The organism is Streptomyces sp. NBC_01515 (assembly GCF_045040345.1).
GTDB lineage: Bacteria > Actinomycetota > Actinomycetes > Streptomycetales > Streptomycetaceae > Streptomyces.
Map to the genome: position 1 here is coordinate 3,956,322 of NZ_CP109416.1, position 19,927 is coordinate 3,976,248.

A 19,927-nucleotide genomic window follows, 5' to 3' on the forward strand; every position below is an offset into this window, starting at 1 on the left:
AAGAACTACAGCTTGACGATCATCTTGCCGGTGTTGTCCCCGCGCAGCTGGCCGAGGAACGCCTCCAGGTTGTTCTCGATGCCCTCGGCGACCGTCTCGCGGTACTTGAGCTCGCCGGAGGCCACCCACGCGCCGACCTCCTGGACGAACTGCGACTGCAGGTCGTAGTGGTCGCCGACCAGGAAGCCCTCGATGCGGCCGCGAGTCTGGATGAGGCGGCTGAGGTTCTTCGGGCCGGGGGCGGGCTCGGTGTTGTTGTAGACCGAGATCATGCCGCAGATCGCGATACGGCCGCGCTCGTTCAGGGAGCCGATCGCCGCTTCCAGGTGGTCGCCGCCGACGTTGTCGAAGTAGACGTCGACGCCGTCCGGGGCGGCCTCGCGGAGCTGCTTGGCGACCGGGCCGTTCTTGTAGTTGAAGGCCGCGTCGAAGCCGTACTCCTCGACGAGGAGCTTGACCTTCTCGTCGGAACCGGCGGAGCCGATGACCCGGGAGGCGCCCTTGAGCTTGGCGATCTGGCCGACCTGGCTGCCCACGGCACCCGCGGCGCCGGAGACGAAGACCGAGTCGCCCTCCTTGAAGGACGCGGTGCGCAGCAGGCCGGCGTAGGCGGTGAGGCCGGTCATGCCGAGGACGCCGAGGTAGGTGGAGAGCGGGGCGAGGTCGGGGTCGACCTTGACGGCGCCCTTGGCGTCGATGGTCGCGTACTCGCGCCAGCCGCCGAAGTGCAGGACGTGGTCGCCGGCCGCGAAGCCCTCGGCGTTCGACTCGACGACCTCGCCGACCGCGCCGCCCTGCATGACCTTGCCGAGCTCGAAGGGGGCCGTGTACGACTTGGCGGCGCTCATGCGGCCGCGCATGTACGGGTCGACCGAGAGGTACTTGTTCCGCACCAGCACCTGGCCCTCGGCTGGGGCCCGGGTCTCGGTCTCCACCAGGGCGAAGTCCTCGGGCTTCGGCCAGCCGACCGGGCGGCTGAGCAGGTGCCATTCGCGGTTGATCATCACAAGCGCCTTTCGTAGTGCAGGGGGCCGTGCGGGGTGGTTCGCATACTGCCGAATACTTCAGTACCTGAAACAACCATGCGCCTGAATATTTCATGATGTCAAGTAACGGGGTACTCTGCGTCCATGGCCACACCCGAAAAGACGCGCCGCTCCGACCCCGTGACCATGGAGGTCGTCGAGCTGATCGGCGACGTCGTGGCGCGGTTCTACGCGGACTACGAGGAGGCGGCGGGCGACCACGCGCTGACCGGGGCGCAGGCCAGGCTGCTCAGCCTGCTGTCCCTGGAGCCGCTGCCGATGCGCAAGCTGGCGCGGAAGCTGAAGTGCGAGCCGTCGAACGTCACGGGGATCGTGGACCGGCTGGAGACCCGCGGCCTGGTGGAGCGCCGCCCCGACCCCGCCGACCGCCGCGTGAAGCTGGCGGCGGCCACGGACGAGGGGCGCCGGGTGGCCCGCAGCCTGCGGGAATCGCTGCGGTTCGCCCGCGAACCGCTGGCCGGGCTGTCGGACGAGGAGCGGCTGGCGTTGCGGGGGCTGCTGCGGCGGATGCTGGAGGTCTGAGCCGGGCCACCCACGGGCGTCCGGGCCGGGCGGCTCAGCGACACCACTCAGACTCTAGGAACACCACCACAGGATCTGCTCGCAGGTCTCCGAGGGCGACGGTGTCGGGCTCGGGTCCGAGGACGACGGGTCCGAGGACGGGGTGGTGGTCGTCGGGTCCGTCGAGGACGTGGACGCGGGGGACGTGGCGCCGCCGCTGCCTGCCGTCGGGGTGCGTGACTCCTTGGGGTCCTTCGTTTCCTTCGCGGACTTGGACGGCGACGCCAACGGGGATCCCGAGGCGTCCGGGGATGCCGTGCCCGCGCTGGTTCCGACGGTCTTCGTGACGTCCAGGGGCTCGGCCGTCTCGCTCGCCTCCGAGTCCGACCCGCCCTCCGCCGAGGCGCCCGGCGCCGCGGACCTCTGGCTGGAGAACGGCGCGTCGGTGCCCAGCTCTGCCAGACTCAGGCCGCCCGCCGCCAGTACGAAACCGGCCGTTATGAGAAGCACCCGGCGGCGCCGCCTCCGGTGTGCCGCGGCCTTGCGATCGCGACGGCTCGCGCTCGCCACGTCCGGGCTCTCGGCATCGTCGTCGCCGTCCCCGTCGTCCCGGATCGCGACAAGGGCGCTGTCATCCCGGCCGCGCCCGCGATTCCTCCGCCGTGCGGCGCGCCCCTGGTGTTCGTCGTCCTCGTCATCCGGACTCCCGGTGTCCCCGTCACCGTCCGCGACCGGGTGCCGGGCGCTGTCGCCACGTTCGCGCCCGCGATTCCTCCGCCGCGCGGCGCGCCCCTGGTGCTCGGCGCCGTCGGCGTCTTCCTCGTGGCCGCCCGCGCCCTCGTGCGGGGCGCCGTCCGTTTGCGGGTGCGCGTCAACTCCGCGCGCGTGGGCGTGAGTTGAGTCGGCGGGCACTTCGGCTGATGCGCCGCACCCCGGGCACGCGAGGGCGCCGTTCAGGTGCCGGCCGCAGGGGTGGCAGTAGTCCATGACGCGGGAAGACTAAGTTCCTCACAGGTGACGTTCATAGTCACGCCTGTGAAAGTTGTGTAGGGACGCGGCGGGAAACGACAAGAATCGACACGAACCGACGCGGCCGAGCGGCAGGCCGACCGCGTCTCTTGCCGAAACCGTTACGCGTTCGACCCATTGACACCCCCGCCCCGCCGTCTTTACTGTCTGCCCAGCATTTCGAACGTGATCCGATATTTCGAACAGCACCGAAGAGCACAGGGGGCATCTGCCGTGCGCATCACGGGAATCAGTACGCACGTGGTCGGGACGCCATGGCGCAATCTGACGTACGTCCAAGTGCACACCGACGAGGGCGTCACCGGCGTCGGCGAGACCCGGATGCTGGGCCACACCGATGCGCTGATCGGTTACCTGCGCGAGGCCGAGGCAAACCACATTCTCGGTTCCGACCCGTTCGCGGTGGAAGACCTCGTACGCCGGATGAAGTACGGCGACTACGGGCGCGCGGGTGAAATCGTCATGTCCGGCATCGCCGTGATCGAGATGGCGTGCTGGGACATCAAGGGCAAGGCCCTCGGCGTGCCCGTGTGGCAGCTGCTCGGCGGCAAGGTCACCGACAAGGTGAAGGCGTACGCGAACGGCTGGTACACCACCGAGCGGACCCCGGAGGCCTATCACAAGGCCGCCCAGGGGGTCGTCGAGCGCGGGTACAAGGCCCTGAAGATCGACCCCTTCGGCACCGGGCACTTCGAGCTCGACCACGAGCAGACCCTGTACGCGGTCTCCCTGATCGAGGCCGTGCGGGACGCGATCGGTCCGGACGCCGAGCTGATGCTGGAGATGCACGGCCGGTTCTCGCCGTCGACCGCCGTACGGCTGGCGCACGAACTCGCGCCGTTCAAGCCCGCGTGGCTGGAGGAGCCGGTCCCGCCGGAGAACCTGAAGGCGCTGGAGAAGGTCGCCGCGAAGGTGGACATCCCCATCGCGACGGGTGAGCGCATCCACGACCGGATCGAGTTCCGCGAGCTGTTCGAGAGCCAGGCCGTCGACATCATCCAGCCCGACGTCGGTCACATCGGCGGCATCTGGGAGACCCGGAAGCTGGCGGCGACCGCCGAGGCGCACTACGTCCTCGTCGCCCCGCACAACGTAGGCGGACCGGTGCTGACCGCCGCCTCGCTCCAAGTCGGCTTCTCCTCGCCGAACTTCAAGATCCTGGAGCACTTCAACGACTTCGCGGACGCCGACATCAAGAAGGTCGTCAAGGGCGCCCCGCAGGTGATCGACGGCTACTTCCACCTCTCGGACGCGCCCGGTCTCGGCGTCGAGCTGGACGTCGACGCGGCGGCCGAATTCCCGCAGCAGCAGGCCCGGTTCGACCTCTGGGCGGACGGCTGGGAACAGCGCAAGCCGAAGGGTTCGAAGTGAGCACCGCGGTCGTCATCGAGGCACCGGGCGAGCACCGGCTGGCCTCGCACGAGCCGCGGCAGCCGGACGCGGGCGAGGCGCTGGTACGCGTCCACGCGGTCGGCATCTGCGGCAGCGACCGCGAGGTGTACCAGGGCAACAGGCCCGAGGGTTACGTCCGTTACCCCCTCACCCCGGGCCACGAGTGGTCTGGCACGGTGGAGGCGGTCGGCACGGGCGTGCCCGCAACTCTCCTGGGCCGCAAGGTCGTTGGCGAGGGCTTCCGCAACTGCCAGGTCTGCGACCGCTGCCACGCGGGCGAGACGACCCTGTGCACGGCGGGCTACGAGGAGACCGGCTTCACCCAGCCCGGCGCGATGGCCGCCACCCTCACGCTGCCCGCCCGGCTCCTCCATGTCCTCCCGGACGAGGCCGACTTGACGGCCGCGGCACTGCTGGAACCGGCGGCCTGCATCGCGGCGGCGGCACTGAAGGCGAACGCGCGGCCGGGTGAGCGGGTCGCGGTGGTCGGTACCGGCACGCTCGGGATGTTCGCGGTGCAGTTCCTGAAGGCTGGCTCCCCCGCCGAGTTGCTCGTGGTGGGCACCCGGCCCGACCGCGCGAAACTGTCGAAGGACTTCGGCGCGAGCCGATTCCTCACCAGGGACCAGGAGTTGCCCGACGACTTCGACGTCGTGATCGAGACCGCCGGGTCCGCGTCCGCCGCGCGCACCGCCGCCTCCCTGCTCCGGCGCGGCGGACGCCTGGTCCTCACCGGTATCCCCGCGCCGGGCGCCGAAGGTCTCGACCCCACCGATCTCGTCGTACGGCAGCTGGAGGTGCACACCGTCTTCGGGGCACCGCCGGACGCCTGGGCGCACACGGTGCGGGTCTTCGGGGCGGGCTTGCTCGACCCCCTCCCCCTCGTCACCCATGAGCTGCCGCTCGCCGAGTTCCCGCAGGCCATCGAGCTGGTGGGGTCCGGCGATCCGAAGGTCGGCAAGGTGCTGCTGCGGCCGTAGGAAACCCAAGCCGTACGCCGGCACGGGGTGTCCTGACCACCCCGTGCCGGCGTACCACCAGAGTCTTTTTCTACCCCGAGCCGCGAACCTCGTCCGAAATACCGAACGCGAAGGACAGCAAGTGACCGACACCGCCACGGCAGCCCGCAGGCCCGGGGAGCAGGCCCTCTCCGCGCTCGGCCTGGGCGCGCCCGCCCTCGACCCCGCCGACGCCTCCACCCACACCTTCCCGGACGGCGGTCGCTGGCGCACCGAGATCCCCTCGTGCGAGGGGCCCGAGGCGCTGGCGGTCATCCTCAAGGAGTCCTCGCGCCTGGACGTGCCGATCCACCGGATCAGCCAGGGCAGCGGTGTCTGGATGCTGACCGACGCCGAGATCACCGAGATGGTCGAGGCCACCGCCGAACGCGACATCGAGCTCTGCCTGTTCACCGGGCCGCGCGGGACGTGGGACATCGGCGGCTCGGTCCGTTCCGACTCGCGTGGCGGGGGTCTGCGTGCCCGGGGCCACGACGCGGTCGCCGGGTGCATCGAAGACGCCGTGCGGGCAACGGAGTTGGGCGTCAAGTGCCTGCTCGTCGCGGACGAGGGCGTGCTGTGGACGTTGCACCGGGCGCGGGTGGCGGGCATCATCCCCGGCGACACAACACTCAAGGTCTCGGCGCTGATCGGTCCCGTCAACCCGGCGGCGTACGCGGTGTACGAACGCCTGGGCGCGGACTCGCTCAACGTGCCCAGCGATCTGACGCTGGATCACCTGACCGAGATCCGGCGGGTGTCGGCCGCCCCCATGGACATGTACATCGAGGCGCCGGACGACCTCGGTGGCTACATCCGGATGTACGAGGTCGCGGAACTGATCCGCCGAGGCGCCCCCCTGTACCTGAAGTTCGGCCTCTCCAAGGCCCCCGGCATCTACCCGTGGGGCACCCACCTGCGCGACGTCACCCTCGACACGGCGCGCGAGCGGGTCCGCCGGGGCCGGCTGGCCCTGGACCTCCTCGCGAGGCACGGCGCGGACGGGGACATGGCGCCCCTCGGCACGAGGTTGCCGGGCTCCCTCCACCGTTTCCCGACCGAGAGTGCCACCGACTGACCACTGGGGTCCGCAGGCCGCCTGTGGCTGGTCGCGCAGTTCCCCGCGCCCCTGAAAACCCGGGCCGGTACTTAAGGGGCGCGGGGAACTGCGCGCTCAACCCCCACCGAACCCGCACCAACGCACAACCGGCATCACCCGCCCGCACCTCTCGAACACAGTCCCGCTTCCGAAGGGGCGCGAGGAACTGCGCGACCAGCCCCCACCGGGCCCGCACCACACAACACAACCGGCACCACCCCGCACCCGCACCACCGAACCCCGCATCCTGAACCACCCCCACGCTCGCTGCACCTCTCAACGACGAGAAGAATGAGGCCAGTTCACATGCGCATCCGCAGAAGTCGCGCCCTCCCCCTCATAGCCGGCGCCGCCACCCTCGCCCTGACCCTGTCCGCCTGCGGCCAGAGCGGCTCGGGCGGCAGCAAGGAGAAGGAGAGCAGCGCCAAGGGCGGCACGATCGGCATCGCGATGCCGACGAAGTCCTCCGCGCGCTGGATCTCCGACGGCAACAACATGGTCAAGGACCTCAAGACCAAGGGCTACAAGACCAAGCTGGTCTACGGCGAGGACGACCCGGACACCCAGGTCTCGCAGATCGAGAACATGATCACCCAGGGCGTCAAGGGCCTGATCATCGCGGCGATCGACAACAAGTCCCTGAACAACGTGCTCCAGGAAGCCGCCGCCGCGAAGATCCCGGTCATCGCCTACGACCGCCTCATCCTCGGCACCAAGAACGTCGACTACTACGCCTCGTTCGACAACGAGAAGGTCGGCACCCTCCAAGGCACGTACATCGCCGAGAAGTTGGGGCTGACCACCGGCAAGAAGGGCCCCTTCAACATCGAGCTGTTCGCCGGCTCGAACGACGACAACAACACCAAGTACTTCTTCGACGGCGCGATGAAGGTGCTCCAGCCGTACATCGACAAGAAGGAACTGGTCGTCAAGTCCGGCCAGACCGCGCTCAACAAGGTCACCACCCTGCGCTGGGACGGCACCACCGCGCAGAACCGCATGGAGGACATCCTCACCGGCTCGTACAAGACCGGCCGGGTCGACGCGGTGCTCTCGCCCTACGACGGCATCTCCATCGGCATCCTGTCCGCACTGAAGTCGGACGGCTACGGCACCTCCGCCAAGCCGCTGCCGGTCATCACCGGCCAGGACGCCGAACTGGCCTCGGTGAAGTCGATCATCGCCGGTGAGCAGACGCAGACCGTCTACAAGGACACCCGGCAGCTCGCCAAGGTCGCGGACACCATGATCGACGACGTGCTCAACGGCAAGACGCCGCAGACCAACGACACCAAGACCTACGACAACGGCACCAAGGTCGTCCCCGCCTACCTGCTGCAGCCGGTGAGCGTCGACAAGACGAACTACGAGGACGTGCTGGTCAAGGGCGGGTACTACACGGCCGCGCAACTCAAGTAAGTCCGCGGCCCGTTACCCACCCCACACTTGATTGGTAGGCACGACCATGGCGGGACCCGTCCTGGAAATGCGCTCGATCGTCAAGACCTTTCCCGGCGTCAAGGCGCTGTCGGACGTCACGTTGACGGTCCGTCAGGGCGAGGTCCACGCCATCTGCGGTGAGAACGGCGCCGGGAAGTCCACCTTGATGAAGGTGCTCTCCGGCGTCCATCCGCACGGCAGTTACGAGGGCGACATCCTCTTCGAAGGGGAAGAGTGCCGCTTCCGCGACATCCGGGCGAGCGAGCAGCGCGGCATCGTGATCATCCACCAGGAGCTGGCGCTGGTGCCGTTCCTCTCCATCGCGGAGAACATCTTCCTCGGCAACGAGCACGCCACGCGCGGGCTCATCAACTGGAACGAGACGCTGCGGCACGGCACCGAACTGCTGCGCCGGGTGGGCCTGAGCGACCACCCGGAGACCCGCGTCGCCGACATCGGCGTGGGCAAGCAGCAGCTGGTGGAGATCGCGAAGGCGCTGTCGAAGAAGGTGAAACTGCTCATCCTGGATGAGCCGACGGCGGCCCTGAACGACGAGGACAGCGGCAAACTCCTCGACCTCATCCTGGAGTTGAAGAAGCAGGGCATCACCTGCATCATCATTTCGCACAAGCTGAACGAGATCCGCAAGGTCGCCGACTCGGTGACGATCCTGCGCGACGGCCGCTCCATCGAGACCCTCGACGTGAAGGCGCCGGAGACCACCGAGGAGCGGATCATCTCCGGCATGGTCGGCCGCGACCTCGACCACCGCTTCCCCGAACGCACCCCGCACGAGGGCGAGCCCGAGGCGGCACCCGCCCTGGAGATCCGCGGCTGGACCGTGTTCCACCCGATCGACCAGCAGCGCAAGGTAGTTGACGATGTGTCAATAAATGTGCGCAGGGGCGAGATCGTCGGCATCGCCGGACTCATGGGCGCCGGCCGCACCGAACTCGCGATGAGCGTCTTCGGCCGCTCCTACGGCCGCTACGCCGGCGGCACGGTCCTCAAGGACGGCGCGGAGATCCGTACCAAGTCCGTCGCGGAGGCGGTCGGCCACGGCATCGCGTACGTCACCGAGGACCGCAAGCACTACGGCCTCAACCTCATCGACACGATCAACCGGAACATCTCGCTGGCCGCCCTGAACAAGGTCTCCCGGCGCGGAGTCGTCGACGAGCAGGAGGAGCGGCAGGTCGCCGAGCGGTACCGCAAGTCGATGAACATCAAGGCGCCGACGGTCTTCGAGCCGGTGGGCAAGCTGTCCGGCGGCAACCAGCAGAAGGTCGTCCTCAGCAAGTGGATCTTCGCCGGTCCCGAGGTGCTGATCCTGGACGAGCCCACCCGCGGTATCGACGTGGGCGCCAAGTACGAGATCTACACGGTCATCGACCAACTCGCCGCCGAGGGCAAGGCGGTGGTCTTCATCTCCTCCGAACTGCCGGAGCTGCTCGGCATGTGCGACCGCATCTACACGATGGCGGCGGGCCGGCTGACCGGTGAGGTGCCCCGGGCCGAGGCCACGCAGGAAGTGCTGATGCGCCAGATGACGAAGGACAAAGAGGTAACGCGATGAGCACGGACGTGACCGCCAAGAGCCCGGCCCCCGCGCCGCCGGGCGGGAGCGGATCGGCCGCGGGCGGCGGCCTGTTGCAGCTGATGCTGGACGGCCTGCGGCGCAACATGCGCCAGTACGGCATGCTGATCGCCCTCGGTCTGATCGTGATCCTCTTCGAGGTGTGGACCGGCGGGGACCTGCTGCTGCCGCGCAACGTCTCCAACCTGGTGCTGCAGAACAGCTACATCCTGATCCTCGCGATCGGCATGATGATGGTCATCATCGCCGGGCACATCGACCTGTCGGTCGGTTCGCTGACGGCGTTCGTGGGCGCCTTCGCGGCGGTCCTGATGGTCAATCACCAGGTGCCGTGGCCCGTCGCGTTGGTGCTGTGCCTGCTGATGGGCGCCGTCGCGGGCTCCGTACAGGGGCTGTTGATCGCCTACGCGGGCATACCGTCCTTCATCGTCACCCTCGCCGGGATGCTGCTCTTCCGCGGCCTCACGGAGATCCTGCTCCAGGGCCAGACGCTGGGCCCCTTCCCCAACGGCCTGCAGAAGATCGGCAACGGCTTCCTGCCCGCGGTCGGCCCGAACACCAACTACCACAACCTCACGCTGCTGTTGGGCCTCGCGATGGTCGCCGCGGTGGTGTGGCAGGAGGTGCGCGACCGGCGCCGGCAGCTGGAGTTCTCGCTCGACGTGCCGCCGGTGAAGCTGTTCCTGCTCAAGCTGGTGGCGATCGTCGCCGCGATCGTCTGGCTGACCATGCTGCTCGCCAGCTACAACGGCGCGCCGGTCATCCTGATCATCCTCGGTGTCCTGGTGGTCGGTTACGGCTACGTGATGCGCAACACCGTCTTCGGCCGCCACATCTACGCGATCGGCGGCAATCTGCCGGCCGCGAAGCTGTCCGGCGTCAAGGACAAGCGCGTCAGCTTCCAGGTGTTCCTGAACATGGGCGTGCTCGCGGCCCTGGCGGGTCTGGTGGTCACCTCCCGCCTCAACGCGGCCTCGCCGAAGGCCGGTGACGGCTTCGAACTGGAGGCCATCGCCTCCTCGTTCATCGGTGGCGCGTCCATGAGCGGCGGTGTCGGCACGGTTCTCGGTGCCATCATCGGCGGTCTGGTCCTCGGCGTGCTGAACAACGGCATGAACCTCCTCAGTGTCGGCACCGACTGGCAACAGGTCATCAAGGGCCTCGCCCTGCTGGCCGCGGTCGGCTTCGACGTGTGGAACAAACGCAAGTCCGGTTCGTAAGTCCAGATTGGGCCCCGCACGTCTGTCGTTCGCACAGCACGGCGGGGCCCCTTCCATGTGCAGGAGCCGCTCAATGGAACTGAACAGACGCACGGTCATTGCGGGTGCGGCGGCAGCGGGTATCGCCGCGAGCGCACTCGGTACGGGTACGGCGCAGGCAGCGAGCTCGGGAGGCGGCAAGAAGCCCGTGAAGGAACTCTTCGGCACCCTCGCCGACGGGACGAAGGTCTACCGCTGGTCGCTGGCCAACGGCGGCACCCGCCTGAAGGTCCTCTCCTACGGCGGCATCGTCCAGTCGCTCGAACTCCCGGACCGGCACGGCAAGTACGCCAACGTGTCGCTCGGCTACGACAACCTCGCCGCGTACGTCGCCGGCACCACGTTCTTCGGCGCGACCATCGGCCGGTACGGAAACCGCATCGCCAAGGGCCAGTTCACCCTCGACGGCAAGGCGTACCAGCTCTCCGTCAACGACGGCGTGAACAGCCTGCACGGCGGGGCCAAGGGCTTCAACACGAAGGTCTGGGACATCGAACCCTTCACCAAGGGCTCCGACGTCGGCCTCTACCTCCACTACACCAGCGTGGACGGCGAGATGGGCTACCCCGGCACCCTCAAGACGAAGGTGACCTTCACCCTCACCAAGCACGGCGACTGGCGGATCGACTACGAGGCCACCACCGACAAGCCGACGGTCGTCAACCTCACCAACCACACGTACTTCAACCTCGCGGGCGAGGGCAGCGGCGGCATCTACGACCACGAACTCTCCATCGCCGCGAGCCGGTACACGCCCACCGACTCGGGGCTGATCCCCACGGGTGAGCTGGCGAAGATCGCGGGCACCCCCTTCGACTTCCGCAAGGCCAAGCCGATCGGGCGGGACATCCGGGCCGGGCACCCGCAGCAGGTCACGGCCAAGGGCTTCGACCACAACTGGGTGCTGGACAAGGGAGTTACGGCGAAGCCCGAGCACATCGCGACGCTGCGGGACCCGGCGTCCGGGCGGACGTTGAAGATCTCCACGGACCAGCCGGGGCTGCAGTTCTACTCGGGCAACTTCCTGGACGGCACGCTGATCGGCACGTCCGGTCGCACCTACCGGCAGGGCGACGGACTGGCCCTGGAGACCCAGCACTTCCCGGACTCCCCGAACGAGCCGTCGTGGCCGACGACGGTGCTTCGCCCCGGTCAGACGTACCGGACGACGACAATCCACTCGTTCGGCGCGTAAGCGCTTCGCTGGACAGGCCGTGGGGAGCTGCGGGTCCGTCGTGGCTGGTCGCGCAGTTCCCCGCGCCCCTTGGGGGCGCGACCCCTCGCCGGGGTTTCTGAACTCACACGAATTTCACACAGGTTGAACAGCGCCACTCGCGTCCCCGTATTGATGGGTGGCCCGTGCTCCCCCGCGCGGGCCACCCAAGACGACGGGCCCGGTCGTCCCCGCCGGGCCCGCCTTCATACGGAGGTTCCATTGGCCGACTCCAACGTCACCTCGCTGTTCCGCAGTACGGCGGCGCACAGCCCGTCGATGGCAGCGCTGGCGCGTGAGAGCGACGGCACCGGCCCCGTGGACTTCTGTATTCCGTGCAACCCGTACTTCCCCACCCCCGCCATGTTCGACGAGATGGCGGCCCGGTTGCGCGAGATCATCACGTACTACCCGAGCAGCGCCGACACCATCACGGCCGAGCTCTGCAACCTGCTCCAACTCCCCCCGAGCTGCGTCGCGATGGGCAACGGTTCCACCGAACTGATCACCTGGATCGACCACTTGATGGTCCGCGAGTCCCTCGCCATCCCCGTCCCCACGTTCGGCCGCTGGACCGACCAGCCCATGGAGACCGGCAAGCGGGTCGACATGTTCCCGCTCCAGGAGTCCAGCGGCTTCGCCCTCGACCTCACGCAGTACGCCGAGTTCATCCGCAAGCGCAACACCAAGGTCGCGGTCATCTGCAACCCGAACAACCCCGACGGCGGCTTCATCCACAAGCAGGCCCTCGTCCAGTTCATGGACGCGATGGCCGACCTCGACCTCATCATCATCGACGAGTCCTTCCTGGAGTTCGCGGACGCCGAGGTCGAACCGAGCGTCGTACAAGAGGCGATGCTCCGCCCCAACGTGGTCGTCCTGCGCAGCCTCGGCAAGAACTTCGGCCTGCACGGCATACGGTTCGGCTACCTCGTCGCGAACCCCGCCCTGGCCGGCCGCATCCGCTCGATGCTCCCCAAGTGGAACCTCAACGCCTTTGCCGAGCATGTGGTGTTCATCCTCAAGGAGCACGGCGCGGAGTACGCGCAGAGCCTCCAGCAGGTGCGCCGCGACCGGCTCGACATGGCGAGCCATCTCTCCGCGCTGCCCGGCCTGACGGTCTATCCGTCACAGGGCAACTTCCTCTTCGTACGCCTCCCCGTCGGCGCCGAAGGCACGGTGGTCCGGGACCGGATGCTGACCGAGCACCGCATCCTCGTCCGTGAGTGCGGCAACAAGATCGGCTCGTCCAGCCGCTTCCTGCGGCTCGTGGTGCGCCCCCAGACGGACGTGCGTCGCCTGGTGTCCGGCATGGAACAGGTGCTCTACGGGACCAGGAGGGGAGCCGCCGTACCCGAGCTGAGTACAGGGACCAACTACAGCTCGGGTACGGCGGCCGTGGACCGCCTGGTCGGGGCGACGAACGGGGCGGGCATGCAGAACCTCGCCGCGCAGGCGCTCCTCGGTACGGGGACGTCGGGGGTCGGCATGCCGATGCCCGTGCCGACGCCGATGCCGGTGCCGGTGCCTGCGGTGGCTCAGATGCCGATGCAGCCTCAGCCGGTGCCCATGCCCATGCAGGTGCCCCAGCCGCAGCTTGTGCCGCAGCCCCAACAGCCTCAGCCCCAGCCGCAGTTCGAGCCGATGGTGGCCGCCGCGCAGGTTCAGCAGATGCCGATGCAGCAGATGCAGCAGATGCAGATGCCGCAGCAGATGCCTCAGCAGCAGCCCTTCGGCGTCCCGGCGCCCGCACCGGCGCCCATGCCCCCGCAGGGGCCTACGCCTACCGGTGTGCCTGCGCGTAACGGGCTTACCGCCGCGCAGGTTCGGGGGGCTACCAGTCCCAACGGGATGCAGAACCTTGCGCCGGCGCCTGCGACTGGGTGGCCCAATGCCCAGGCCCAGGCTCAGAGTTGGCCCAATGCCGCGGGGATGGGGCAGGCCGGCTGATCTCCGTTGCCGGGTGCGGGGTGCGCTGTGGCTGGTCGCGCAGTTCCCCGCGCCCCTAAAGGGAGTTGGCCCTAACGGCATTTACGAGCGAGGCTCCCAGCGGTAGCGCGTGACAACCCTGCACCTCGAAGCCTGCCTTCTCCAGCAGGCGCCCGTAATGGGCCTCGTCGCGTTCTTGGCCGCCCACGTTGCAGAGCATGTGGACGTCCCAGGCCACTGCCGTCGGGGTGGGCAACAGGCGTTCCACCACCAGGAGTTGGGTGCCCGGGCGCATCGCCTCCGCACACCTGCCGAGGATCGTGAGGCAGCGGTCGTCGTCCCAGTCATGGAGGACTCGGGAGAGGAGGTAGACGTCTCCTCCCTCCGGTACGGAACGGGTGAAGTCGCCGGCTACGAAGGAGCAGCGTTCGGTGAGTCGGGTGCGGGCGGCTTCCAGGGCGCCGGGGCGTTCGTAGAGGACGCCCTCCAGGTGGGGGTGGGCCCGGAGCAACCGGCCCAGCAGCGCGCCGTTTCCGCCGCCCACGTCCACCACTCGTCGCGCCTTCGAGAAGTCGATCAGCGTGGGAACCGGGGTGAACATCTCCGCGCTGGCCGCCATCGAGCGGTGGAACAGGCTGCCCAGTTCGGGGTGTTCGGCGAAGTAGGCGAAGTGGTGCCGGCCGTTGCGGTGGGCGAAGGCTTCCTCGCCGGTGCGTACGGAGTGGGTCAGGCCCGCGAAGGAGTCGTAGAACGGGCCCGCGTAGAGCTGGGCCAGGGGCTTCAGGGAGAACTCCGTCGCTGTGCGCAGGGGTTGGCCCGCCGCCGTGAGGTGGTAGGTGTCGTCCGATGCCGTCAGCAGGCCCAGCGTCGTCAAGTAGCGGAGCAGGCGGCGTAGCGCGTCGGGGTGCGTCGAGGTGAGGGTTGCCAGCCGCTCCGCCGACATGCCGGGGTGGTCCGCCAAGTGGTCCGCGATGTTCAACTCGGCCATCGTTGCCACCGCTTGGGTGGCCCAGGCTCCGGTCATCACGGTGAGCAGGGTTGTTGTCGGGTCGGGGAGGGGCAAGTGGCGGCCGGGGAGGCGGAGTTCGAAGCGGCGGTGGGTGGTGGTGCGGTGGTAGAGGACGGTGACGTTCTCGTGGCCGTTGTAGCCGCCGCCGTCGGGGACCGCGCCGCCCCGCTCCTGGAGGAGGAGCCGTAGACCTGCGGGGACCACCGGGCCGGGGGCCGTGACCGCGAAGGCGTGGTGGGACTCGTGTTCCGCCTCGCGTTCGTCGGCGGCCACCGCCTCCAGTGCGGACTCCGGGGCCACCGGGAGCGCGAAGATCTCCACGCTGCGTCCCCCGACCGCCACGTGCACGATGCCCACCGGGATCTCGGCGAGTTCCGGGCCGTAGCGGCGGGCCAGGCGGTCACGGACCACGACGCTGGGGGTCACCGGGCCCGGTTCGAAGCCGAGGCGGCGGAGTTCCTCGCAGAGGCCGTCGAGGGAGTCCGGGAAGACCAGGACGGCGGTGTGGTCGAAGACCAAGTGGCGGGAGACGTCCGCCCGTTCGGCCGACGTGAGGGCCGGGAGGAGTTCGGCCAGGACCTTGTCCGTGTCGTGGGTTTCGACGTAGGCCGCCGCGCGCTCGATGCGTGCTACGTCGGCTGCGGCGAGGCGTGCCTGTACGACGGGGAGGTTCATGAAGGGGTTCCCGGTGAATCGTGGGGACGGGCGGCGGGAGACGGGCGAGCGGGAGACGGGGTCAGATGCCCGTGTAGTTCTCGGCGAAGAAGTCCTGGTGCGTGCGGGACGTCCGCAGGCTGTCCAGGCGGGCGTACTGGAGCGCGCGGCCGTAGCGGGCATGGGCCTCGACGGTGTTCTCGGCGTCCTCGGCGGACGGGCCGTGCAGCAGGCCGCTCATCCAGTGCGAGAACTCGTGGGCCCGCCAGACGCGCGGCAGACAGTCGGACGCGTAGCGGGCGAGGTCGCTCTCGTCGGCGTGCTTGAGCGCCAACACCAGCGCCTGGGCGAGGCGTTCGGCCTGGAGTACGGCGAGATTGGCACCCTTCGCGGCCGAGGGGCTGATGAGGCCGGCGGCGTCGCCCGCCAGCCAGAGTCGCCCCTCGCCGGGGGTGTCGAGGACATCGGACCGCAGATCCACGACCGCCTTCTCCAGGACCGGACCGTCCTTGAGCTGACCGAACTCGTCGACACGGAACCGGGTTTCCAGTTCGGCCCAGATCCGGTCCTCGCTCCAGTCGGCAGGATCGGTTCCGCGCGGGCACTGGAGGTAGTAGCGGGTGACCGTCGCCGTGCGGGCCATGTGCCCGGCGAATCCCCGTTCGTGCAGGGCGTATCCGACGGCTTCCATGCTCGGCGGGGCCTCGACCAGGACCGCGAGCCAGCTCACGCCGTGGTCCCAGCGGGCGGTACGCGTCCCGTGGGCGGTCATGGTCGCGCGGGCGACTCCCCGGTGTCCGTCGCACCCGGCGACGTAACACCCGACGAAGTCCGTGCCGTCGGACGTCCGTACCCGGCCGCCCTCGGAGATCTCCTCGACCTCCGTGTCGAAACGGATCTCGCCGCCGCGTCGGAGGTACTCGGCGAGGAGGTCCCGTACCAACTCCTGCTGGGGGTAGACCGTGTGCACCTCCCCGCGCCCCAACTCGCCGTAGTCGAGGGTGAATTCACCCTGCTCGCTACGGAAGAGGCAGGTCCGGTGGGTGTGGCCCTTGGCCAACATCCCGTCCGCGAGGCCGTGTTGGGTGAGGACGCGGACCGAGTGGGCGGCCAGGAATCCCGCTCTGGCCCGCCCTTCCACCGCCTCGCGTCCGCGCCGTTCCAGGATCACGCAGTCGATGCCACGGTCCAGCAGCAGGTTCCCCAGGACGAGCCCCGCCGGGCCTGCCCCGACGATCACCACCCCGGTCCGTACTCCGGTCCGCGCCCCGGAGTCGAATCGTTTCCCCACATCCACCCCTGATCTTGCTTTTTCGGCCAAGGGGTTTCATATCAGCCAGATCAGGGTGATGAGGAATCGAAAGCGGCTTCTTAGCCCATAAGGGCCAACTGGGCATATGTCACTGGCCGTTGACTCGGTCGTCAGTGGTCGTTGTCCAGGTGCAGCTTGAGCAGGTCAACGCCGTAGTCACCGGCGTTGGGGGTGCGGATGATGGTATGGATGTGCTGCTGGGTCGGCGTTCCATTGGGACCCCCCATTCCACCCTTTGTTCCGTACGCCAGCGGCGACTGGGCGTCGTACTCGATGAGGACGATCGGGCTGTGCACGCGGTAGTAGAAGGCGGAGGAGTCCTTGGTCTCGCCCATCCAGGAGAAGTAGGTCGCGTCGAGGTGGGCCTCGACCTCCGTCATCTTCACCTCGGCGTGGCCGTCGTTCATGTTGCCGACGTAGACGCGCACGAGGTCGAGCAGGTTCTGCTTCTGGGCGCTGGTGAAGTCCTTGGCGACGAGCCCCTGGTAGGCAAGCTTGGCGTTGTCCTGCCCGGCGCCGGCCTTCATGTCGTCGCCGGACTTCTTGTCGCTGGAGATCACCTTGGCGCGCTGGGCGGCGGTGAGCGAACGCAGGAGGGTGAGACCGGCCTTGGTCTCCGTCTTGAACAGGGTGATCTTCTCGCCCTTGTAGGTGGCGGAGGTCGGCTCGGACCCCATGAAGGTCGGGGTCATGACGACCTGGTCGCCGAGCACGAAGAAGTTGATGGCCACATGGTGACCCTCGTACTGGAAGCCCCACGGCTTGGTGGTGGACGGCGTACCCATGAAGGTGAAGAAGTAGGCGCCCTCGGTGAGGGTGTCCCGGTCGCCGCCGCTGTAGTCGCCGAGGAAGGCGTTGAGCTTCATGATGTTGCGGGTCCGGGTGAGCCCGTCGGCGGACAGGGCGGCGCCGAGCAGCGCGTAGCCGAGGTCGCGCTTCGTGGCGGTGATGTCGCCCATCCGCACGCCCTTGCGTTGGTACCCGTCGACGTTGCTCCAGGCCAGCCACTCGTCGTTGTCGACGTCGAATGTGCAGGACTTGCGTTCCTTGGCGCCGAGCCCGTCGAGGAAGGCCTGCGCGGCCTTGACGATGCCGTCGGTCGAGACGTCGGTGGAGTGGATCGAGTAGAGCCCGTCGGCGATCGTGCCGTTGGTCGAAACGCCTTTGAAGTCGGCGTACTTGACCTCGCTCTGCCCGGGGCCCATCCCCTTGCCCCCTCCCCCGGGCCCGCCGGAAGGCATCGCGCCGGTGGGCATGCCGCCGCCGGGGCCGCCCGAGGGGGCGCCGTTCGGGGCGCCGGAGGACGAGGAAGCGGTGGCCGTGTCGGAGGCGTCCGACGAGCAGCCGGTCATGGTCGCGAAGGCGGCGGCTCCGCCGGCGAGCAGCGCCGTGTTCATGAACCAGCGGCGGCTGCGGTCGGCTTCGGGGCTGCGGGGGCGGTGTCCGTGCATACGGGCCAACCTCCCGCACCAACCTGAGCCGAACCTGAAGCCGGGCCCGAAACCCCGTCCAGCCGCACCCTCGACGTCCGCGGCGACCGGCATGACCGCCGCGGGCATGATGCCGCGCAGGGTGACCGCCTCGGAACACCAAAGTCAAAGGTCGCCCGCCGCCGGGAACTCCGCCGCGGACCAGACGCCCGCGAGTGCGATGATGCGGCCATGGCACAGTCACCGCAGGAACCCCAGGACTCCTCGGTCACCGAGGGCGGAATGACCGCGGCCCAGGCCGTCGACCGGATCGAGGCCGCCGCGCACCCGCGTCCGCACGATCGCCGCCTGCACGCACGCGGGGCCGTGTACGACGCGCGGTTCGTGCCCACCGGGCAGATCGCGAAGTGGACGACGGCCGCCTGTCTCACCGCCGAGTCCGACGCGGTCATCCGGTTCTCGAACGGGTCCGGCAACTTCGCCGCCGACGACCGGGCACGGGGCGTACGCGGGATGGCGGTCAAGTTCCTTGACGGCGACGGCAGTAGCGATGACGCCAAGGCCGCCATGGATCTCGTCGCCGCGAACTTCCGCGTCTTCCCCAGTCACAATCCCGAGGGGTTCATCGACCTCGTCGAGGCGCTGGGCATGGCCGGTACGGAGGGTGGTTTCGCCGACCGGGCCAAGGGGAAGCTCGCCGCGGCCGGGAAGTTCGCCACCGTCCTCGCTCAACACCCGGAAAGCCGCGGCGCGTTGAAGTCGTTCGCGGGGCAGCAGGCGCCCGCCAGTTTCGCGACCACCCGTTACGACGGGCTGCACGCCTTCGTCCTGGTCGACGAGTCGGGCGTGCGCCGCCCCTTCCGCTACCGTCTCGTGCCCCAACTGGGCGAGGTCGAGATCGATCCCGCGTACGCCGAGACACTCGCCCCGGACTTCCTCATCGGCGACCTCGACTCCCGCCTCGAAACCGGGCCCGTCACCTTCACCGTGGTGTACCAGCTCGCGGAGCCGAACGACCCGACTCACGACCCCTCGCAGGCGTGGCCGGAACACCGCCCGCTGATCCCGGCCGGCCATCTGCACGTGACGGCCCGCTCACCGCGCGAGGACCACTGGCAGCAGCAGGTCTTCGACCCGACGCGTCTCGCCCCGGGCGTGGAAGCCTCCGACGACAAGATGCTGGCCTTCCGCCGCCACGCGTACTCCGTCTCTGCGGAACGCCGGCTGGCTCCCTGACCACCACCCTCCCCCCAGAAATGTGACACTCACCCACCCGAGTGTCACATTTCTCCAGCCCGCCCCCGCCCTCCACCCCGCTTCCGCTCCCGACGCCGACTTGCCCGCCGCTCCTTTCCGGGCAGCGCACCACCGAGTTCCCCCACCGGTGCGAGGTCATGACAGCCGTCGGCCGTACCGCCCCGGCACCACCACACCAGACGCCCGCTTCCGCCGTCGTTCCACCCCTCCCAGTCGACCGCCGTCCCCTCGGGGCGAAGATGCGTGCCGATCTTGTGGAACGGACACACCGGCCACGCCTGCCAGAGCCGCTCGGTCACCGTCTCCTGCGCCGCGTCCGCGACGAGGCCGAGGGCGAGGGTGAGGGCGAGGTCGTCGGGGGCGTCGGCGTCCGGTTCCTGGAGACCGTTGTGGTGCCAGCTGCCGTCGGACACGGCGACGTAGACCTGCTCCTCCCAGACCACCAGCCTGAGTGGCGGCTGGTCGGGCAGGGTGGCCGCGAGGTCACGGTTGACCGTGGCGAGGGCGGCCTCAAGTCGCGGGTACCTGCCGGGTTCCGCGCGTCGGGGGTCGAAGGGCTTCACCTGGTGATCCTCCCCCACCGGACGGGAAACACCTGTCCGAATTACCGCGCGCTGACGGGCCGAGCCAACTCGTCCTGTTCCGCGGCCAGTTGCGTCATGCCGCCCACCTCGCCGGCGCCCGGCGCCGGGACCCCGACCGCAACCACCCCAACACACCTGTCTCGCAATAAACTTGACGGACCGTCACTTTGCCGTTCGC

The 19,927-nt window shown here is 68.9% G+C and carries 17 protein-coding genes; 11 read left to right on the forward strand and 6 right to left on the reverse strand.

Translation table 11 applies throughout. From position 1 onward, the window contains the following. Positions 1-5 precede the first annotated feature (5 nt). Positions 6-1,004 carry an NADP-dependent oxidoreductase gene (locus OG407_RS17475; RefSeq protein WP_405859083.1) on the reverse strand — a complete coding sequence of 333 codons (999 nt, stop codon included), beginning with the start codon at positions 1,002-1,004 and terminating at the stop codon, positions 6-8. A 126-nt stretch (positions 1,005-1,130) separates the two neighbouring features. Between OG407_RS17475 and OG407_RS17480 the strand changes: the two genes are divergently transcribed. Further along, positions 1,131-1,568 (forward strand): MarR family transcriptional regulator, encoded by a 438-nt coding sequence (locus OG407_RS17480; protein ID WP_318016110.1) that lies wholly within the window; start codon positions 1,131-1,133, stop codon positions 1,566-1,568. Positions 1,569-1,622: 54 nt separating this feature from the next. Here OG407_RS17480 and OG407_RS17485 read toward each other — a convergent pair whose 3' ends face one another. Next, positions 1,623-2,057, reverse strand: a complete 435-nt coding sequence (locus OG407_RS17485; RefSeq protein WP_405859085.1) for a hypothetical protein — start codon at positions 2,055-2,057, stop codon at positions 1,623-1,625. An 18-nt stretch (positions 2,058-2,075) separates the two neighbouring features. Between OG407_RS17485 and OG407_RS17490 the strand changes: the two genes are divergently transcribed. The 9 genes from OG407_RS17490 (at position 2,076) to OG407_RS17530 (ending at position 13,524) form a co-directional block, all read left to right on the forward strand. After that, positions 2,076-2,447, forward strand: coding sequence for a hypothetical protein (locus OG407_RS17490; RefSeq protein WP_405859087.1), 372 nt, complete (start codon positions 2,076-2,078; stop codon positions 2,445-2,447). A 342-nt stretch (positions 2,448-2,789) separates the two neighbouring features. Beyond that, positions 2,790-3,947 (forward strand): mandelate racemase/muconate lactonizing enzyme family protein, encoded by a 1,158-nt coding sequence (locus tag OG407_RS17495; protein ID WP_327404350.1) that lies wholly within the window; start codon positions 2,790-2,792, stop codon positions 3,945-3,947. After that, positions 3,944-4,948 (forward strand): zinc-binding dehydrogenase, encoded by a 1,005-nt coding sequence (locus tag OG407_RS17500; protein ID WP_405859091.1) that lies wholly within the window; start codon positions 3,944-3,946, stop codon positions 4,946-4,948. The genes OG407_RS17495 and OG407_RS17500 overlap by 4 nt, the downstream gene beginning before the upstream one ends. Positions 4,949-5,069: 121 nt before the next feature. Next, positions 5,070-6,044, forward strand: a complete 975-nt coding sequence (locus OG407_RS17505) for a hypothetical protein (RefSeq protein WP_405859093.1) — start codon at positions 5,070-5,072, stop codon at positions 6,042-6,044. A gap of 327 nt (positions 6,045-6,371) precedes the next feature. Continuing rightward, positions 6,372-7,484 carry a multiple monosaccharide ABC transporter substrate-binding protein gene (gene chvE / locus OG407_RS17510; RefSeq protein WP_403601347.1) on the forward strand — a complete coding sequence of 371 codons (1,113 nt, stop codon included), beginning with the start codon at positions 6,372-6,374 and terminating at the stop codon, positions 7,482-7,484. A 46-nt stretch (positions 7,485-7,530) separates the two neighbouring features. Continuing rightward, positions 7,531-9,081 (forward strand): multiple monosaccharide ABC transporter ATP-binding protein, encoded by a 1,551-nt coding sequence (gene mmsA / locus OG407_RS17515; RefSeq protein WP_405859095.1) that lies wholly within the window; start codon positions 7,531-7,533, stop codon positions 9,079-9,081. Continuing rightward, positions 9,078-10,322 carry a multiple monosaccharide ABC transporter permease gene (gene mmsB / locus OG407_RS17520; RefSeq protein ID WP_328683561.1) on the forward strand — a complete coding sequence of 415 codons (1,245 nt, stop codon included), beginning with the start codon at positions 9,078-9,080 and terminating at the stop codon, positions 10,320-10,322. The genes mmsA and mmsB overlap by 4 nt, the downstream gene beginning before the upstream one ends. 73 nt (positions 10,323-10,395) lie before the next feature. Further along, the gene (locus OG407_RS17525) at positions 10,396-11,556 is read left to right on the forward strand and encodes an aldose epimerase family protein (protein WP_405859097.1); all 1,161 of its coding nucleotides are present in this window, start codon (positions 10,396-10,398) and stop codon (positions 11,554-11,556) included. Positions 11,557-11,796: 240 nt separating this feature from the next. Further along, the gene (locus OG407_RS17530; protein WP_405859102.1) at positions 11,797-13,524 is read left to right on the forward strand and encodes a pyridoxal phosphate-dependent aminotransferase; all 1,728 of its coding nucleotides are present in this window, start codon (positions 11,797-11,799) and stop codon (positions 13,522-13,524) included. A 55-nt stretch (positions 13,525-13,579) separates the two neighbouring features. Here the strand turns inward: OG407_RS17530 and OG407_RS17535 are convergent, their stop codons facing one another. The 3 genes from OG407_RS17535 to OG407_RS17545 form a co-directional block, all read right to left on the reverse strand. Beyond that, on the reverse strand, positions 13,580-15,187 hold the full coding sequence (locus OG407_RS17535; protein ID WP_405859104.1) for a methyltransferase: 1,608 nt from the start codon (positions 15,185-15,187) through the stop codon (positions 13,580-13,582). 61 nt (positions 15,188-15,248) lie between these two features. Further along, positions 15,249-16,457 (reverse strand): 4-hydroxybenzoate 3-monooxygenase, encoded by a 1,209-nt coding sequence (locus tag OG407_RS17540; protein WP_405859106.1) that lies wholly within the window; start codon positions 16,455-16,457, stop codon positions 15,249-15,251. A 131-nt stretch (positions 16,458-16,588) separates the two neighbouring features. Further along, positions 16,589-17,929, reverse strand: a complete 1,341-nt coding sequence (locus OG407_RS17545) for a DUF3500 domain-containing protein (RefSeq protein ID WP_405859108.1) — start codon at positions 17,927-17,929, stop codon at positions 16,589-16,591. 210 nt (positions 17,930-18,139) lie between these two features. On the opposite strand from OG407_RS17545, the gene OG407_RS17550 reads away from it, so the two are divergent. Continuing rightward, on the forward strand, positions 18,140-19,144 hold the full coding sequence (locus OG407_RS17550) for a catalase (protein ID WP_405859110.1): 1,005 nt from the start codon (positions 18,140-18,142) through the stop codon (positions 19,142-19,144). Between the two features lie 44 nt (positions 19,145-19,188). On the opposite strand, the gene OG407_RS17555 is transcribed toward OG407_RS17550, so the two are convergent. After that, a complete protein-coding gene (locus OG407_RS17555) occupies positions 19,189-19,728 on the reverse strand; it encodes a hypothetical protein (RefSeq protein ID WP_405859112.1) in 540 nt (179 codons plus the stop codon). Positions 19,729-19,927: the final 199 nt, after the last annotated feature.